The organism is Georgenia yuyongxinii (genome assembly GCF_006352065.1).
Lineage (GTDB): Bacteria > Actinomycetota > Actinomycetes > Actinomycetales > Actinomycetaceae > Georgenia > Georgenia yuyongxinii.
Map to the genome: position 1 here is coordinate 3,135,473 of NZ_CP040915.1, position 17,501 is coordinate 3,152,973.

The window sequence follows — 17,501 nt, forward strand, 5'->3', positions numbered from 1 at the left end:
ACTTCGGCTGACGCCGCACCCCGGCGTTACCCTGACCCGAGCATCCGTACCGACCAGGAGGCCTTTGTGCGTGTCCTCATCACCGGTGGCGCCGGCTTCATCGGCGCCAACTTCGTCCACCAGACCCTCGAGGACCGGCCCGACGCCGAGGTGACGGTCCTCGACAAGCTCACCTACGCGGGCAACGCCGAGTCGCTGCGTGCGGTCACGGACCGGGTCAAGCTGGTCGAGGGCGACGTCGCCGACGCCGATACTGTCGACCCGCTGGTTGCGGAGTCGGACCTGGTGGTCCACTTCGCGGCAGAGTCGCACAACGACAACTCGCTGAACGACCCCTCCCCCTTTGTCACCACCAACCTGGTGGGCACCTTCACGCTGCTCGAGGCGGTGCGCCGACACGGCACCCGCTACCACCACATCTCCACCGACGAGGTCTACGGCGACCTCGAGCTGGACGATCCCGCGAAGTTCACCGAGCACACTCCGTACAACCCGTCGTCGCCGTATTCGTCCACGAAGGCCGGCTCGGACCTTCTGGTGCGCGCGTGGGTTCGCTCGTTCAACGTGGCGGCGACCATCTCGAACTGCTCGAACAACTACGGGCCGTACCAACACATCGAGAAATTCATCCCGCGCCAGATCACCAACCTCATCGACGGCGTGAAGCCCAAGCTCTACGGGGCCGGTCAGAACGTGCGCGACTGGATCCATGTGCGCGACCACAACACGGCCGTGTGGCGCATCATCGACGCGGGCCAGATCGGCGAGACCTACCTAATCGGTGCCGACGGAGAGAAGAACAACAAGGAGGTCGTCGAGCTCATCCTCGAGCTGATGGGCCACGACTCCCATGACTACGAGCACGTGGCCGACCGGCCCGGCCACGACCTTCGCTACGCCATCGACAACACCAGGCTCTGTGAAGAGCTCGGCTGGGAGCCCGAGTTCAAGGACTTCCGCTCCGGCCTCGCCGACACGATCACCTGGTACAAGGAGAACGAGGCGTGGTGGCGTCCGCAGAAGGCGGCCGTCGAGGAGAAGTACGCAGCCCAGGGGCAGTAGAGCGCCTCCTTCCTTCTCGGGAGTCAACAGTCAACTGATTTCCAATGCTGAGGGAGATGAACGAGCGCCTCTCCCGGAGGCAGACGCAACGGTGAGGAAACGACGGCGTACAGCCGTCATTTCCTCACCGTTCCGCTCTTTGCGCCGAAAATTTCATGCTCGCCCGCCCCGGGCAAGTGACGAGGACGCCCGACACCAATTCCAAGAGTCGGTAACAGATCAAACGCGGCGGGGAAGGCAACCCACCGCGACGATCTTGGGTGCTCTGTCGGCGACGGCGCCGCGATGTGCCACACAGTGGCGCCAGTTTGACCTTGACCAGCGGTGGGACGAGGGACTCGAAGTGCGTCCGCTGACTGTTGGTCGAACCCACCAGAGATGCCGAGACCGCGTTCTGATGCCGAGGCCCAACCGAGGGGACCGCGCCAACGTCGCACCAACGGTGGCGGGCGGCAGGTGGACTTCGCCGAGTTGCGGCAGAACGAAACCGGGCCATTTTCGCATTTCGGATGCTCAAAACCATCACAAACCGGACGGTGCTTGGTAGTTATAGGTGTCACCTGTTCCCCTCCCAAGGAGCTCAGATGACACTCTCCAAACGAAGTTCTCAAGTCCGGCAGGTTCTTACCGCCGGGGTCGTCGCCGTTCTAGCGATGGTTGGACTTGCCTCCGCAGCTGCGGCAGCTCCTGACGGCGACCCACCTAAGTGGAGCGGTGTATCTGTCGACCAGAAACGCCACGCCAATGGCTCCACTTCCGTCACCGTCAGCATCCAAATCTCCGACGCCTCTGGTTTTGACACGCCTTCGATTTTTCTCTGGGAGCTGCCCGAGAAGAAGGCCATGGTCAGCTTCGGTGCGCAATCGGTGCATGACGAAATGGTTATCGGCGGCGTGGTTGTCCAGGCCACGTTCTGATACCAGTTCACAATTCCTGCCGGTAAAAGCGGCGACTGGATGATCGTTCTAGAGAGGCTTCACGATAAAGCGGCCTCACCGAACGCCCGCGATGAGGTGGGGGTCGGAGAGATTACTGTCTTGCCATTGGGTTCCGAGCCCGGTGACACAAACGAGCCCGACGACCCCGGTCCCACCATCCCAGACGACCCCACCTCACCCGTCTCCCGCCTCGGCGGTGCGGACCGCTACGAGACTGCCGCGAAGGTCGCGGGCAGGTACTCCCCCGGCGTGGAGGTGGCCTATGTCGCCACGGGCATGGACTACCCCGACGCTCTGACCGGCGCCGCCCTGGCTGGGAAGAACGACGGCCCAGTCCTGCTCACCCGGCCCAACAGCCTCCCCACCGCAACCGCCGACGCGCTGGCGCGGCTCAAACCGCGTCGCATCGTCGTTCTCGGCGGCCCGGCGGCTGTCTCCAAGGCGGTCGCCGATCTGCTACGCGCCTACTCCACGGCCAACACCGCAGACGAGGTCACCCGCCTCGCAGGCGACGACCGGTACGGCACCGCCGCCGCGGTAGCCGCCAAGTACCCCGAGCGAGTCGCGGTCGCCTACCTCGCCACCGGGACCGACTACCCCGACGCCCTCACCGGCGCGGCGCTGGCCGGACACACCGGCGGCCCGGTGCTGCTGACGCGATCCGACAGTCTCCCCACCGCAACAGCCGACGCGCTCGCCACCCTGCAGCCGCGTCGCATCGTGGTCCTCGGCGGCCCCGGAGCAGTCTCGAAGGCGGTCGTCGACCGGCTGCCCGCCTACGCCACGGCCAACACCACCGACGAGGTAACCCGCCTCGCCGGCGAGGATCGGTACGGCACCGCCGCCGCGGTCGCCGGCAAGTACCCCAAGGGAGTCGAGATCGCCTACGTCGCCACCGGGACCGACTTCCCGGACGCCCTCACCGGTGCGGCCCTCGCCGCCTCCACCGGCGGGCCAGTGCTGCTCACGCGACCCGGCACGCTACCGGCGTTCACCGCCACGGCGCTCGGGAACCTCGCGCCCAGGCACGTGACCATCCTGGGTGGCACCGCAGCCGTCAGCACCACGGTGGAGAAGGCGGTGGCGGCACTTCTGAAGTAGCCGTACGAGCCGGCGGGCCCGACCGGGGCCCGCCGGCCCAACCGGCGTGGCCGGGGCCCAACCGCGGCCCGGCAGCCCGCGGGCCCGAAGCCCACATATCCCGAAGCCCACAGGCCCGCCACTACCTCCCGCGCGTCTCCCACCACGCCCGCGTCCGGAGCCCCAGCGTGATGGCCCACCGCAGCGGTGCCTGCCACCACGCCGCGTAGCGCCCGTGCAGGTACTGCTCCGCGCTGCGGTGGTGGGCACGGATCATCGCGGTGGGCCGCTCGCGCCAGCTCGCGCCCTGGTCGTGCACCACCGCGGCCGTCGGCACGTAGAGGTTCTGCCAACCCGCCCGGCCCAGCCGGTCACCGAGGTCGACGTCCTCGAAGAACATGAAGTAGCGCTCGTCGAAACCCCCGAGCGGCGCGAGGGCCTCGCGGCGCAGCAGCAGGCATGCGCCGGACAGCCACCCCACGGCGTGCTCGCTCGCCTCCACGACCTCCTGCTGGCGCCGGTACGCCCGCGACCACGGGTTGCCCGGCCAGAACCGCGCGAACACCGCGTGCCCGGCACCCTGGGTCAGCGAGGGGATCGCCCGGGCGGAGGGGTACAGCGTGCCGTCGAGGTTGAGGATGCGCGGTCCGAGCGAGCCCGCGCGGGGGTGTCGCGCGCCGGCGGCGAGCAGCTCGTCCAGCGCCCCCGCGTGCCACACGAGATCGGGGTTGGCCACCACCACCCACGGCTCCTCGCCCTCCCGCGCGCCGAGGTTGGCGGCGGCGCCGTAGCCCAGGTTGCGGCCGGGGCGCAGCACGGTGGCGCCGTACCGGGCGGCGACGTCGTCGACCACCGACGGGTCCGAGCCGTTGTCCACCAGCACCAGCGTCACCGGCCGGGACGTCGCATCGGCGAGCGAGCGGGCGAAGGCCTCGAGCTCGTCGCCGGGGTTGAAGGTCACACTCACCACGCGCACCGCTGCGTCCGCGTCCGCCCCTGTCCCGCTCATCGGGTCCAGGTTAGTGCCCCGAAGCACGTGCCCGACGACGCAGCTCGCCCCGCGTGGTGACGTGCCGCGCCCTCAGCACGCCGTCAGCCGCCACACGCGCGCCGTCCCACCCGAGTCCACCAGCTCGAACCCGCTCGAGGTGTCGAGGGCGCGCATGGCTGCGGTGCGCTCGTGCACCTTCGCCCCGTCTGCCGCACCGGCGTTGTCGGTGTAGACGTGCGTGACGCCGAGCGCCGTCGCGGCACCACACACGGCCGGGTCGGTGCGGATCTGGTCCAGGGAGCTCTCCAGCGTGCGCGCGTGCGCGCCCTGGACCGCGCCGAGCTGGGGAAAGACCACGTCCACCCCCGCCAGCGCGGGCAGGTAGGCGGAGCCGTTGAAGGGGTCCCCCAGCACCACGGCGTCCGCGGGCAGCTGGTCGGGCAGCCGCTGCATCATGGCCAGCTCCGCCTCGGTGAGCATCGTGCCCCAGGCGATCTGCCCCGGCTCGTACACCGACGCCGTCACCCGCTCCTTCACCCCCCAGCGCATCCCCCCGCTGGTGGCGACGACCATCACGAGCACCGCGACGGATGCCACCAGAGCCCGTGGCCCGCCGGACGCCGTCGCCCCACCCCGAGCGCCGCCCAGGAGCCGGGCGAGCCGGTCCCCCACGGCCGTGAGCCCGACCGCGGCGAGCAGCGCGGCGGGCAGCACGATGAGCGGCGCGATACGCGCGGCCTGGGTGTACCAGAAGCCGGTCAGCCCGCGCAGCGGGTTCTCCACCGGCCCGGCGGCGAGGAGCACGAGCACGACGGCGCCGGCCCAGCCAAGCACCAGCCAGCGGGCGCGCCGTCTCAGCAGGCACACCACCGCACCCACGGCCGCGAGCACGGTGACTGCCACGTGACCGAAGCCGACGTCGCCGTACTCGTACACCAGGGGCGCGTCGACGAGGAGCTTCTTGAGGGTGGGCACATAGCTGTCCGCCCCTCCCCGCTCGAACCCGAGCGTGCTGCGCAGGGCCGGGAATCGCGCGACCGCGAGCGCCGACGTGGCGAAGAGCCCCGCGCAGGCGACGGCGACCACGGTCACCAGGCGCGGTCGTCCGGCCCACCAGTGGCGCGCCTGCCGGGCGAGCACCACCACCACCAGGGCACCGGCCACCGCGATGACCGAGAATGCCCCGGAACCATGTGCGGCCACCGTCCCACCCAGGGCCAGCGCCGCGATGAGCGTCCCTGCGAGCTTCGGCCCCCACATCCACGGCGTGCGGAGCGCGACGACGAGTGCGGCGAGGGCTCCCGGCAGCACGGCGATGGAGAGTCCGTAGGGCCACGGGGCCAGGACCGTGAGGACCACCGTCGGATAGGCCACGAAGCTCGCGGCCAGCACCGGGGCAACCAGCGCAGGCAGCACCGGACGCACCGCGACGCGGGTGAGCGCGGCGACACCGGCAGGCCACACGACGGCCCCCAGCACCAAGTTCTGCAGGTTGGCCGCTGCGGGAACCGAGCTCAGCCCGGGCGCGACGGCCGCCATGGCGTGCCACACGATCGGGTAGTAGGGGCGGCCGCCGCCGTACATCGGGGCGAGCGCCCCCAGCGTGGACGCGTTGCCGCTCTCACGCACCAAGGCGAGGGCGTTGAGGTGGAAGACGGCGTCCCACGCCTGCTCGGGCCGGTCGGGGGCGCCCATGCCGGCGACCATCGGGCCTGCGATCAGCACCGCGGCGACGGCGAGAGCGAGCGTGAGGCCCGCCGCCTCAGCCCGGGCGAACGGGGCGGGCAGGGCGAGGCCGCGCCACCAGGCAGACGACGCCGCCGACGACGACGACGACGACGGACCGAACCACTCCCCCGGCCAGACACCTGCCCCAGGCGCGGGAACTACGAGGCGGCCGACCGACCGGCGTCGCAGGAGTGCTCCGGCCGCCGCGGCCAGCAGCACCACACCGAGGAGGCCGGTCAGCGCGCTTCCGAGTGACCACCGAACCCCGACGGCGCCATAGAGAACTCCCAGCCCACCGAGCATCGCCGCCGTGACGGCGGGCCCGGCGCCGAGCCCGACGATCCCCCGGGCTCCCAGCGCCCGCGTCACAGCCCAGCCGGGCAGCACCCACAGCGCCACCAGCGCCAGCGCGCCGGGCAGCGCCGCCCACCAGCTCAAGAGCAAGAGCCAGGAGCGAGGACGGCGATGCGCATGCGACTCCTTGACTCAGCTGGGGAAGTGCCGCCGTCCTCCGCGCACGGCACGGCTGCCAGCATAATCGGCCCCTTGTGCGGCACCCCGGCCGGGCTCTGTCTTGGACTCAGCGCGAAGCGGCCGCGCCGAGCAGTTCTGCGAGCGACGTCATGGTGGGGTCGGCATGGCATTCGCCGAGGCGTGAGCAGATCCTCTCGCCTTAACGCGCCACGAGCTCCGCAAGCGTCTGCGCGACGGGCCCGGGCACGACGCCGGTGCCCCCGAGCACCACGATCCGCCCCGGGCGCAGCCGGGCGAGCTCGGCCGCGAGCGACGGCGGCACCCCGGTCGGGGCGGTCAGCAGCACCGGGCCGCGCCCACCGGCGGCCGGCGCACCGGCCAGGGCGTCGGCGTAGTCCTGACCGGTGGCGACGTACGCGACCGGGACGCCGCCGTCGAACGTGGCGGCCGAGACCCGCGCGGCCGTCTCATACCGGTCCCCGCCGAACAGCCGCCGCACCTCCCCGCCGGTGTGCCCGCCGACCCGGTCCAGCACCGCCTCGGAGACCACCGACGGCCCGCCGAGCACTACGACCCGCCGCGGACGCAGCCGCTCGAGCTCGGCGGCGACCGAGGGCGGGAGCCGGTCGCGGCCCGTCAGCAGCACCGGGCCGCGCCCGCCGGCGGCCGCGGCCCCGGCCAGGGCGTCGGCGTACCCGCCGCCCGTGGCCAGGTAGGCGACCGGGACGCCGGGGTCGAACGTGGCGGCCGAGACCCGTGCCGAGGTCTCGTACCGGTCGGCGCCGGCCACCCGGGTCACCTCGCCGTACGTGTACCCGGCGAGCTCGGTCCGCACCGCCCCCGAGACCACCGACGGCCCACCGAGCACGACGATCCGGCCCGGCCGCAGCCGTGTCAGCTCGGCGCGGACCTCGGCGGGAACCGCTCGGGGGGACACCAGCAGCGTGGGCCCGTGGTCGTGCGCGGCGGCCGAGGCGGCGGCGAGGGCGTCGGCGTAGCCCTGCCCGGTGGCCACGTACGCCACCGGCACGCCGGGTTCGAACGCGTCAGTGGCGATCAGCGCCGCCGTCGCGTACCGGTTCGCTCCCCCCAGCCGGTCGAGGCCGTCGAGGGGCTTTGCCGGCTGCGGCACCCGCAGGAGCAGGTCCGGGGACCCCGGGCCGGTGCCGGTCAGCACCCGCCCGGCCTGGCCGGTGAGCGTCGCGGCCACCTGGGCCGGCGTCGCGCCTGGCACGTCGCCCAGGAGGAGCGCGGCGGCGCCCGCGACGTGCGGGGCGGCCGCCGAGGTGCCCGTCATGGCGGCGGTCCGGCCCGGGGCGGCGTAGTGCAGCGAGTGCACCTCGGCGCCGGGGGCGAACAGGTCGACCTTGGCCCCCCAGTTCGACCCGCGGCCGGCGTTTTCCGTCCACCGGGTGTCCGCCCTGGTCGACGCCCCGACGGTGACGGCCTCGTCGACGCGGGCCGGGGACGTGCGGGCGGCGGCGGTGTTCTCGTTCCCCGCGGCGACGACCACCGTCAGGCCGGCGTCGCGGACCGCACGGCGGATCGCCTGCTCCAGCCCCAGGTCGGGGTCCGTGCCGCCGATGCTGAGGTTGAGGACACCCGGGGTGCCGGCGGGGTGGGTGGCCAGTATCCAGTCGATGGCCTCGTGGACGTCGGTGGTCTCGCCGCGGCCGTCACAGCCGAGCACGCGTACGGGCACGATCGTCGCCCGCTTCGCGACGCCGTAGGTCTGCGAGGCGATCGTGCCGGCCACATGTGTGCCGTGGCCCTGGCAGTCGGTGGTCGTACGCCGGCCGTCGTCGGTGAAGTCCGCTCCCGGGGCCAGACGGCCGCCGAGCTCGGGCAGCGGCGTGACGCCGGTGTCCAGCACGTACACCCGGACGCCGCGCCCGGCGGTGTCGGGGTAGGTGTAGCGCCCGTCGAGCGTGCGGGCGGCCTGGTCGATGCGGTCGAGGCCCCAGGTGGGGTCGTACTGGGTGCCGAGGATGGAGACGGGCCGGGCCCGCTCCGCCGACGTGACGGCGGGCAGGTCGGCCAGGGCGGCGGCCTGCTCCTCGGTGAGCTGCGCGGTGAACCCGTCGGTCGTGGTGGTGAACTCGTAGCTGGGCTCGATGCCCAGCTCGGCGAGCTTGTCGCGGACGAGGTCCTGGGTGCCGGGAGCGACCTCGATCGTGTGGGCCGATACGTCCTCCGCCGAGACACCGTGCGCCGGGGCCCCCGCGAGAGCCGCAGTGAGAACGGCGGCCGCCGTCAACGTCTTGCCCCACCGCCTCACGTCCGACCCACCTCACTTGCCACCACGGGTGTCAGCCGTGCCGATGCCTTCTAGCTGTCACATCACATGCACCCATTCTCGATATCGGCGGCTGGACGAGCTTCATGAGCCGAGCTGGACGATCTCGTGATCGGCCAGTCAGTCGACCGGCATCCACACGCGCATGGTCGACGACCCCCGGTTGGCCCACCGGTGGTAGGGCGTGAGCGGCACGAGCCGGGGTTCGCTCGCCGGCGGGTTCGGTGCCCCGTGGCGGTAGGGCCAGGCCGCGTCGTCGAGCTCGGCGGTCACCACCGGGACGAGGACGGCGCCGTCGCGCTCGAGCGGCGGTTCGTCGGTCCGCACCCGGGCGGTGGCGACGTCGGCGCCGAGGTCGACCGACTCCAGGCACATGACGACCGGCCCACGTTCGACGGCGACCTGCCCGCGGGCCGCGTCCACCCGGGGGTCCGCCCAGCTCCAGCGGGCGTGGACGGGTAGTTCGAGCTGCACCACCTCCCCGGCCGCGAACGCACGGGTGACCCGGGCGTACCCGGCGGTCACGGGCTCCGAGCTGCGGGCGGCGGTCACGGTCGCACCGTCGGCCCAGGCGGGCACCCGCAGGCTGAGGGTCCACGGGCGCGCGGCCCCGCGCAGCACCTCGACCCGGATGTGGCCGTCGGCGGGGTACTCGGTCAGCACGCGCAGCTCGACAACCTCGCCGTCGGGCAGGGTGGTGCGGATGTCGGCCGGGGCGTACTGGTGGAGCTGGACGCCGTCGTCGTCGGCCGTGGCCACGTAGGCCCCGAGCGAGGCGAGCGTGCGGGCGACGTTCGTCGGGCAGCAGGAGACCGCGAACCACGGCGCGCGCAGACTGGCCGCGGCGCGGGGGCTGACGGCGTCGGGCGCCGCCACGATCCCGGGCGTGCGCTGGTGCAGCGTGTTCGTGTAGAAGAAGGCCTTGCCGTCCTCCGCCGGTGAGGTGGCGACCACGTTGTACAGCGCCCGCTCGACGAGGTCGGCGTGCCGGGCCTTCCCGGTGGCCAGCAGCATCCGCTGACCGGTCATGACGGCGGCCACGCCGGCGCACGTCTCGGAGTAGGACCGGTCGGGCGGCAGCTCATAGTCATCGCCGAAGGACTCGCCCTCGTGGTGAGCGCCCATGCCCCCCGTGATGTAGGTGCGGCGGGCCAGCGTGGTGGCGAGCTGACGGTCGACGGCACCGAGCAGCTCGGCGTCGGCGGTCTCGACGGCGACGTCGGCCGCGCCGGACGCGAGATACAAGGCCCGCACGGCATGCCCGCGCAGCACCTCGGCGTCCCGCACCGGCACGTCGTCCTGGAAGTACTGCTGCCCGAACTCGATCTGCGCGAGCGTGCCACGGCCGCGACGCTCGACGAACAGGCGGGCCTGCTCGAGGTATCGACGATCGCCGGTGTACCGCCCCAGCTCTACCAGGGCGACCTCGACCTCCGGGTGCCCGCACACGGCGTCGAGCCCGTCCGGGCCGAACGTCTCGCACACGTGGTCGGCGGCGCGCACCGCGATCTCCACCAGCTTGTCACGCCCGTGGGTGCGTCCGCGGGCGACGGCGGCCTGGAAGAGGTGGCCGTAGCAGTACAGCTCATGGCCCCACTCGAGGTCGCTGTAGCGCGGCTGCTGCCCGGGCCGGCCGAACATGGTGTTCAGGTAGCCGTCGGCCTCCTGGACCGGGGCGACGCGGTCCACCAGCGCGACGAGCCGGGCCTCGAGGGTCCGGTCACCGGTCCGTCCGATCTCCCAGGCCATGGCCTCCATGAGCTTGTAGACGTCGGAGTCGGAGAACTCGCGCCCACGGCGGTCGGCGGGGAGCCGGTTCTCGACGGCGGCGTCGAAGTTGCCGATCCAGCTCACCCGCTCCATCCACCGCTCGGCGTGGTCGATGATCGTAGTGGCGTTGAGCTCCTGGAACCGGCCCCAGAAACCGCCGGTGATCCGGACCTCATCGAGCCCGAGGGGCCGGAGCACCCCGGTCGACGGGGCAACGGGGCGGCCGTGGTCCGGGCCGGTGGCGAGGGCCGACGCGGCGTCAGCCGAAGGTGTGGACATGTCAGACCAGCTTCTTCCGTGCGGGTGGTGGTGCTACTTGACCGCGCCGACCGTGAGGCCGTCGCGCAGCAGCCGGTAGCTGAGGGCGTAGACGAGGAGGATGGGGATCGAGGTGAGGACGGCGAGGGCCATCAGGCCCGGCCAGTTGATACCGAACGCCCCCACCTGCTGGGCGAGCAGGGCGCTGAGCGGGTAGGTGCCGGGCGAGAGGAACAGGTTCACGGCGTAGAGGAACTCGCCCCAGGCGAGCATGAACACGAGCGTGCCGGAGGTCGCGATGCCGTTGCGGGCCATGGGCAGGACCACGGAGAAGAACGAGCGCCGGACCGAGGCGCCATCGATGGAGGCGGCTTCCTCCAGCTCGATCGGCACGGCGCGGAAGAACGGCCGCATGAGCATCACGGCGAACGGGGTGAGCAGTGCGGTGTCGGCGAAGATCACGCCGAGCGTGCTGTCGAGGAGCCCCCAGTTCCCGAACACCTGGAACAGCGGGATGATGTTCGCCGTCTGCGGGAGCATCTGCAGGACGATGAGCAGTCCAAGCCCGATCGTCGCCACGTGGCCGCGCGTGCGGGCCAGGCCGTAGGCAGCCGGGACCGCGATGAGGAGCACTAGAACGGTGGTCCCCACGGCGATGAGGACCGACTGCTGCAGGGCAGCCATGAGGTCACCGTTCAGCGCGTCCACGTAGGCGGTGGTGACGGGACGGAACAGGAACGTCGCGTCGGAGGCGAAGACGTCTGCCGAGCTCTTGAACGACGTGAGGATGATCCACAGCAGCGGGATGCCGTACATGATGGCGAGCAGGATCTTGATGGCCCCGGTGACGAGGCCGGCCTTGCGCCTCATTCCGACTCCTCCCGCTTGATGCTGCGGGCGTAGACCACCGCGAGGACGATGACGAACAGCACCGCGATCACGGAGGTCGAGGCGCCGAGGCCGAAGTCGTAGCGGCTGAACGCCTGGAGGTACCCGAGGAACGGCAGGGTGTTGGTGGCCGTGCCTGGACCGCCGTAGGTCATCACGTAGATGTAGTCGAAGCTGCGGAACCCGAAGACGATCGTCAGCACGAGCAGCACCAGCGCGGTGGGCCGCGCGGCCGGGATCATGATGTGCCGGATCTCCTGCCAGCGGGAGACGCCGTCGAGCGCGGCCGCCTCGAAGACCTCGGGATTGATGTTCATCAGCGCCGCCCGGAACACCAGCGCGTTGAACGGGATGCAGGCCCAGGCGTTGACGAACGCCACCGACCACAGGGCCCAGTACTGGTCGTACAGGAACGGCAGTGCGGTGTCCGTCAGGCCGATCCACCGGGCGACGACGTTGAGCAGGCCCGCGTCGGCGAAGAGGAACTTCCATACGCTGCCGTTGACCACCGGCGGCAGCGCCCAGACGAAGACCATCAGCGCCAGCACCACCTCCGACCAGCGGCCGGCGGTGCGCAGCGCCACCGCGGCCGCCAGGCCGCCGACCATGGAGACGATCGTGACGGCGACGACGAACACCAGCGTGCGGGTCAGGGCCGCGGTGGTGTCGCCCGAGGCGATCCCGTCGCGGAAGTTCTCCAGCCCGGTGAACACCCACTCCGAGTTCAGTGTCACGGAGGTGACGTCGCTCAGGCTCATCCGCACGAGGGTCATGAGCGGGTAGATGGCGAACAGGGCGAGGAAGACGGCGGCCGGGAGCAGGAAGAGGTACCGGCTGTGGCGCCGGGCGCGCCACGGGGACGGACGGGCGGCCGCCCGTCCCCGCGCCGACCGCGTGGGCACTGATGTGTCGATCACCGCCATGGCTGACCCTCCAGTGATTCGTGCGACCGGTGCCGGGCGCTCAGCCGAGGAGCGTCTGGAGCTTGGTCATCACCTGCGCCGCGGCCTGCTGGGGCGTCATCTGGCCAGCCAGGGCGGAGCTCCAGGCCTGTCCCACGGAGGTCTGCAGGTCCGCGACCGCCTCCGGCGGCACGACGGCGTCGGGGTAGTTGGCGCCCATCTCGTTCAGCGTCTGCGAGAACGGGGCCAGCAGCGGGTCGTCCGTGACGGCGGCGTCCTGGGACGCGTCGGCACGCGACGGGATGGACCCGACGAGCTCGACAGCCTTGGCCTGCCCCTCGGCCGAGAGGTACGTGGCCTGCAGGTACACCCAGGCCAGGTCGGGGTTCGCGCTGAAGGCGCCGATGGACTGGCCTTCTCCGCCGAGGTAGACCTTGCCCGAATCGCCCAGCGGGAGCGCGACGACGCCGTACTCGAAGGAGGCGTCCGTGGCGGCGGCCCCGGACTGCCAGTTGCCGTTCTCGGCAAAGGCCACCTTGCCGGAGGTGAACTGCTGGAAGGGGACGGTCTGATCCCACGTCACGGCCTCTTGGGAGAGGAAGCCGTCATCGATCCAGCCGCGGACCATCTCGAAGCCGGCGGTGAGCGCGGCCTCGTCGGGATCGGCGTAGTCGAAGCCCTGACTGGTCAGCCACGGGTAGGCCTGCCACTCGCCCTGTGACTGCGGCAGGCCGGAGAGCGTGATGCCCATGTAGCCGGCGTCCTTGGCCGTGGCCATGGCGGCCTCGAGCTCGTCGAGCGTGGTGGGCGGCTCGACGCCGATCTCCGCCAGGATGTCGGCGTTGTACCAGAGGCCCAGCAGGTTCACGTAGCCCTGCACGGCGTAGATGTTGTCGTCCATGCCGTGGATGACCGACTCGGGCAGCTGGTCCGCGTCGGCGTAGCCGTCCCAGTACTCGTTCAGAGGCGCCAGGGCGCCGGCCATGGCGAGGGTGCTCCACTCGGCGCCGTTGAAGACGACGACGTCGGGTCCCTGCTGCGCACCGGCGGCGGAGATCACCTTGGAGTTCATCTGGTCGTACGGGACGAAGACGTTGTTGACGGTCACGCCGTCGTGCGCCTCCTCGAACATGGCCGCGTAGTCGTCCATGAGCTGGACCTGGTTGTCCGCGTTGAAGTAGTGCCAGACGGTGAGCTCGGCGCTCTCGCCGCCCGCGGCGCTCTCACCGCCCTCCGGCGCGGTGGCGTCGCCCCCGCCAGAGCATGCGGCTAGGACGAGTGTGCCCGCCGTGATCGCTGCGGCGGCGGCCGCGAGCCGCCGGGTCCGCGCTGACCTGATGGTGATGTTCACGCCATTCCTCCGGATCGTCTTTGAGTGAGGTTTGTGGTGAGGCGAAACGGTCCGAAACCGTTTTCGTTACCGTATCGCGTGGCTATCAACACGTCAACAGCGCTATGATCTCAACCGGTTCACGGAGGAGGTGCGGCCCAATGGCCCAGGACGCCATGGCGCGACCACGAGGTGCGACTCTCCGCGATGTCGCCACCGTTGCCGGGGTGTCGGTCTCGACCGCCTCCAAGGCCCTCAACGGGCGCGCGCACGTGCATCCGGACACCCGCCGCCGGGTGATGGACGCCGCGGAACGGCTCTCGTTCACCCCGAACGTGCTCGCACAGAACCTCACCTCGGGCCAGAGCGGCACGGTCGGGCTCATCACCAACGACCTCGAGGGCCGTTTCTCGATCCCGATCCTCATGGGGGCGGAGAACGCGTTCGGTGCGGGAAAGATGTCGGTGTTCCTGTGCGACGCCCGCGGGGACGCGATCCGGGAGCGGTACCACCTGCAGGCGCTGCTGAGCCGCCGGGTGGACGGGATCATCGTGGTGGGCAGCCGGACGGACGTGCGCCCGTCTCTGGGCCACGAGATCCCGGTCCCAGTGGTGTACGTGTACGCCCCATCGGACGATCCCGAGGACCTCTCGCTCGTGCCTGACAACGTAGGCGCCGGCCACCAGGCGGTGGACCACCTCCTGTCGATCGGGCGCCGCACCATCGCCCACATCGCGGGCGACCCGACCTACGCGGCCGCCCAGGATCGGGTGCGCGGGATCCAGCACGCCATGGCGGCCGCCCAGCTGCCGCTCGTCGCCCCGACGCCGTTCGGGAACTGGTCCGAGGCCTGGGGCCGGGCCGCCACCCGGCAGCTGTTGGCTACCCATCCCGAGGTCGACGGCCTGATCTGCGGCAGCGACCAGATCGCCCGCGGCGCCCTCGACACCCTGCGCGACCTGGGGCGCGACGTCCCCCGGGACGTGGCCGTCGTCGGGTTCGACAACTGGGAGATCCTCGCGACCGGCTCGGCTCCGCCGCTGACGAGCGTGGACATGAGCTTCCAGGCGCTCGGCCGGATGGCGGCCGAACGTGTCTTCGCCGCGCTCGACGGCGAGCAGGGGTCCGGCGTCCTCACCCAGCCGTGCCGCCTGGTGGTACGCGGCTCGACCATCGAAGGGGCCTGAGCGAGTTCGCGCGAGGTGTCGGGCGACTCAGGCCCCGCCGCCCACCGTCAGCCGCGGCGTGCCCGCCCACCGCGCGGCATCGGTCACCCGACGCCCGTCGAAGAGGAGCCGCACCCCGGGCAGGTCCGCCGGGGTCAGGTCGGCGTACTCGGGGTGGTCGGCCTGCACGATCGCCAGGTCCACCGGCTCGGCGAGGTGGTACGGCGTCCAGCCGAACCCGGCGAGCTCGTCGTCGGAGAACATCGGGTCGTGCACGGCCACCTCCGCACCGCGCGCCCGCAGCGCGTCCACCGTGGCGAACACCCCGGAGAACGCCGTCTCCTTGACCCGACCGCGGTAGGAAGCGCCGAGCACGACGGCGCGCAGCCCGCTCAGGTCGCCGAGCACCTCGGCGGCCCGGTCCACCACGTACTGCGGCATGGCGGCATTCGACTGCCGCGCCATGCGCACGATCGAGGCGTCGGGGTCGGTGGACAGGTACAGGCGCGGGTAGACCGGGATGCAGTGCCCGCCGACGGCGATGCCGGGGCGATGGATGTGCGAGTACGGCTGGGAGTTGCAGGCCTCGATGACCTTGTACACGTCGATGCCGGCCTTGTCCGCGAACAGCGCGAACTGGTTGGCCAGGCCGATGTTGACGTCCCGGTAGGTGGTCTCGGCCAGCTTGGCCATCTCCGCGGCCTCGGCCGTCCCCATGTCCCACACCCCGTTCGGCCGCGGCAGGTCCGCACGCTCGTCGAAGGTCAGCACCGACTCGTAGAACTCCACCGCCCGGGCGGTGCCGGCGTCGGACAGCCCGCCGACCAGCTTGGGGTAGCGGCGCAGGTCCTGGAACACCCGCCCCGTGAGCACCCGCTCCGGGGAGAAGACCAGGTGGAAGTCCTCCCCCTCGCGCAACCCGGAGAGCTCCTCGATGAGCGGCTTCCACCGGCTCCGCGTGGTCCCGACGGGCAGCGTGGTCTCGTAGGAGATCAGCGTGCCCGGCGTGAGGTGCTCGGCGAGGGACCGGGTGGCGGCGTCCATCCAGGCGAAGTCCGGTTCCCACGTGGCGTCGTCGACGAACAGCGGGACCACGACGACGACGGCGTCCGCGCCGGGAATGGCCGCTGCGTAGTCCGTGGTCGCCTTCAACCGCCCGGCCGGGACGAGCTCGCCGAGCTTGTCCTGCAGGTGGGCCTCGCCGGGGAACGGCTCGGTGCCGGCGTTGACGAGGTCGACGATCTGCTGCTGCACGTCCACGCCGATGACCTCGTGCCCGGCGTCCGCGAACTGGACGGCCAGGGGCAGGCCGATCTTGCCCAGGGCGACGACGGCAATACGCATGGAGCTCCTCAGGTGGTCGGTGGCGCCACAGACGCGGCGGACGCGTTTGACAGCATAATCTTCGGCCCCCGGCCCGGCCTGTGACCGAGGCCCCACGTACGCTGCGGCGTATGCGGTCCGCTGGGACGAGGGCGACGGCGCTGGGCGCCGACCGCGGCCCCGGCCGGCCCGGGCGGCTCACCGGTCTGGACTGGGCCCGCGGGCTCGTCGCCCTCGTCCTGGTCGGCACCGAGTCGGTCCTAGCGCCGCGGCCCGCGCAGCTCGTGCACGCGGAGTGGACCGGCGTGACGGCCTATGACCTGATCTTCCCGTTGTTCGTGCTGCTGGCGGGCTGCGGCATGGCGTTGGCGTACCAGAACGAGGTCCCGGCCCGCCGCACGGCCAGGCAGGTGCTGGTCCTGCTGCTGGCCGGGCTGGCCTACAACGTGGCGACGACGGCGGAGGTCACCTGGGCGACGTTCCGCGTCACCGGCCCGTTGCAGGTCTTCGCCGTGCTCGTGCTCGTCATCGCGCCGCTGCACCGGGTCATCCGCACGGCCCGCGCCTGGGCGGTCCTCACCCTGCTCGCCGCCGTCGGCCACGCCGTCGCCCTGGCTGCGTGGGCGGGCCGGTGCGGTGGTGAGCTGACGCCGGGATGCAACCCGTCACGAACGATCGACGGTGCGCTGTTCGGCGCGCACATGTACGCCCAGGGCGCGCTCGGCCACGACCCCGAGGGCGTCGTCGCCATCGCCGGCGCCTTCGTGACCGCGGCCGCCGGGGTCACCGCCGGACATCTGGTCGCGCGGTACCGGCGGGCCCCGCTCGCGCCGCTGTACCTGCTCGCATGGGCAGCCGGGTGCTTCGGCGCCGGGGCCGCGCTGGCGCAGTGGGTGGAGCCGATGAAGCGGCTGTGGACACCCAGCTTCGCGCTCACCACCGCCGCCGCAGGGATCCTCCTGGTCGCCGTCGGCCTTGCCCTGCATGACGGTCCCGCGCCGGCGTGGTGGGCGACCGTGCGGGTGCGGCTGGCGGTGCCGCTTGTCGCGGTGGGCCGCAACAGCCTGCTCGTCTACTTCGGGTCCAGCGCGGTGCTTGCGCTGCTCCTCCGCAGGGGCGGGGAGCCGTCGGCGGCGGTGCGCATCGCCGACGCCGTCAGCCGGGACGGGGACCCGCGCCTGGAGTTCGCCTTGCTCTCGGTCGCCGCCTGGTGGCTGCTCGCCCTCGTGCTGCACCGGTGGCGGATCTATGTGCGCGCGTGAGAGCCCGTCGAGATTCTATTCTCTGCATTTCCG

13 protein-coding genes are annotated in these 17,501 nt (G+C 71.7%); 5 read left to right on the top strand and 8 right to left on the bottom strand.

Annotated features, from left to right (window positions below; genetic code table 11):
• Window positions 1–66 precede the first annotated feature (66 nt).
• The 3 genes from rfbB to FE374_RS14225 all read left to right on the top strand — a co-directional run bounded on the left by rfbB (window position 67) and on the right by FE374_RS14225 (window position 3,101).
• Window positions 67–1,062 (top strand): dTDP-glucose 4,6-dehydratase, encoded by a 996-nt coding sequence (rfbB, locus tag FE374_RS14215; protein WP_139929855.1) that lies wholly within the window; start codon window positions 67–69, stop codon window positions 1,060–1,062.
• Window positions 1,063–1,646: 584 nt separating this feature from the next.
• Entirely contained in the window at window positions 1,647–1,979 is a 333-nt protein-coding gene (locus FE374_RS14220; protein WP_139929856.1) for a hypothetical protein, read from the top strand.
• A 126-nt stretch (window positions 1,980–2,105) separates the two neighbouring features.
• Window positions 2,106–3,101 (top strand): cell wall-binding repeat-containing protein, encoded by a 996-nt coding sequence (locus tag FE374_RS14225; protein ID WP_168205696.1) that lies wholly within the window; start codon window positions 2,106–2,108, stop codon window positions 3,099–3,101.
• 121 nt (window positions 3,102–3,222) lie between these two features.
• Here FE374_RS14225 and FE374_RS14230 read toward each other — a convergent pair whose 3' ends face one another.
• The 7 genes from FE374_RS14230 to FE374_RS14260 form a co-directional block, all read right to left on the bottom strand.
• Window positions 3,223–4,089, bottom strand: a complete 867-nt coding sequence (locus tag FE374_RS14230; protein WP_139929858.1) for a glycosyltransferase family 2 protein — start codon at window positions 4,087–4,089, stop codon at window positions 3,223–3,225.
• A gap of 72 nt (window positions 4,090–4,161) precedes the next feature.
• Window positions 4,162–6,237, bottom strand: coding sequence for a DUF6541 family protein (locus FE374_RS14235; RefSeq protein ID WP_139929859.1), 2,076 nt, complete (start codon window positions 6,235–6,237; stop codon window positions 4,162–4,164).
• 235 nt (window positions 6,238–6,472) lie between these two features.
• A complete protein-coding gene (locus FE374_RS14240) occupies window positions 6,473–8,551 on the bottom strand; it encodes a cell wall-binding repeat-containing protein (RefSeq protein ID WP_139929860.1) in 2,079 nt (692 codons plus the stop codon).
• A gap of 138 nt (window positions 8,552–8,689) precedes the next feature.
• Window positions 8,690–10,618 (bottom strand): glycoside hydrolase family 127 protein, encoded by a 1,929-nt coding sequence (locus FE374_RS14245; protein WP_139929861.1) that lies wholly within the window; start codon window positions 10,616–10,618, stop codon window positions 8,690–8,692.
• A 33-nt stretch (window positions 10,619–10,651) separates the two neighbouring features.
• Window positions 10,652–11,467, bottom strand: a complete 816-nt coding sequence (locus tag FE374_RS14250; RefSeq protein WP_139929862.1) for a carbohydrate ABC transporter permease — start codon at window positions 11,465–11,467, stop codon at window positions 10,652–10,654.
• Window positions 11,464–12,408: a carbohydrate ABC transporter permease gene (locus FE374_RS14255; RefSeq protein ID WP_139929863.1), complete on the bottom strand. Its 945-nt coding sequence runs from the start codon at window positions 12,406–12,408 to the stop codon at window positions 11,464–11,466. The genes FE374_RS14250 and FE374_RS14255 overlap by 4 nt, the downstream gene beginning before the upstream one ends.
• A 40-nt stretch (window positions 12,409–12,448) precedes the next feature.
• The gene (locus tag FE374_RS14260; protein WP_139929864.1) at window positions 12,449–13,738 is read right to left on the bottom strand and encodes a sugar ABC transporter substrate-binding protein; all 1,290 of its coding nucleotides are present in this window, start codon (window positions 13,736–13,738) and stop codon (window positions 12,449–12,451) included.
• Between the two features lie 140 nt (window positions 13,739–13,878).
• On the opposite strand from FE374_RS14260, the gene FE374_RS14265 reads away from it, so the two are divergent.
• On the top strand, window positions 13,879–14,904 hold the full coding sequence (locus tag FE374_RS14265; protein ID WP_139929865.1) for a LacI family DNA-binding transcriptional regulator: 1,026 nt from the start codon (window positions 13,879–13,881) through the stop codon (window positions 14,902–14,904).
• Window positions 14,905–14,931: 27 nt separating this feature from the next.
• Here FE374_RS14265 and FE374_RS14270 read toward each other — a convergent pair whose 3' ends face one another.
• On the bottom strand, window positions 14,932–16,227 hold the full coding sequence (locus FE374_RS14270; protein WP_139929866.1) for a nucleotide sugar dehydrogenase: 1,296 nt from the start codon (window positions 16,225–16,227) through the stop codon (window positions 14,932–14,934).
• Between the two features lie 110 nt (window positions 16,228–16,337).
• Between FE374_RS14270 and FE374_RS14275 the strand changes: the two genes are divergently transcribed.
• Complete coding sequence (locus FE374_RS14275; protein ID WP_139929867.1) at window positions 16,338–17,468, top strand: heparan-alpha-glucosaminide N-acetyltransferase domain-containing protein; 1,131 nt, start codon at window positions 16,338–16,340, stop codon at window positions 17,466–17,468.
• Window positions 17,469–17,501 lie beyond the last annotated feature (33 nt).

What these genes read in the sequence shown, in the direction of transcription:
- FE374_RS14220 (WP_139929856.1), top strand. Translation starts at nt 1,647, where the DNA reads ATGACACTCTCCAAACGAAGTTCTCAAGTCCGGCAGGTTCTTACCGCC.
- FE374_RS14230 (WP_139929858.1), bottom strand. Translation starts at nt 4,089, where the DNA reads ATGAGCGGGACAGGGGCGGACGCGGACGCAGCGGTGCGCGTGGTGAGT.
- FE374_RS14245 (WP_139929861.1), bottom strand. Translation starts at nt 10,618, where the DNA reads ATGTCCACACCTTCGGCTGACGCCGCGTCGGCCCTCGCCACCGGCCCG.
- FE374_RS14250 (WP_139929862.1), bottom strand. Translation starts at nt 11,467, where the DNA reads ATGAGGCGCAAGGCCGGCCTCGTCACCGGGGCCATCAAGATCCTGCTC.
- FE374_RS14255 (WP_139929863.1), bottom strand. Translation starts at nt 12,408, where the DNA reads ATGGCGGTGATCGACACATCAGTGCCCACGCGGTCGGCGCGGGGACGG.
- FE374_RS14265 (WP_139929865.1), top strand. Translation starts at nt 13,879, where the DNA reads ATGGCCCAGGACGCCATGGCGCGACCACGAGGTGCGACTCTCCGCGAT.
- FE374_RS14270 (WP_139929866.1), bottom strand. Translation starts at nt 16,227, where the DNA reads ATGCGTATTGCCGTCGTCGCCCTGGGCAAGATCGGCCTGCCCCTGGCC.
- FE374_RS14275 (WP_139929867.1), top strand. Translation starts at nt 16,338, where the DNA reads ATGCGGTCCGCTGGGACGAGGGCGACGGCGCTGGGCGCCGACCGCGGC.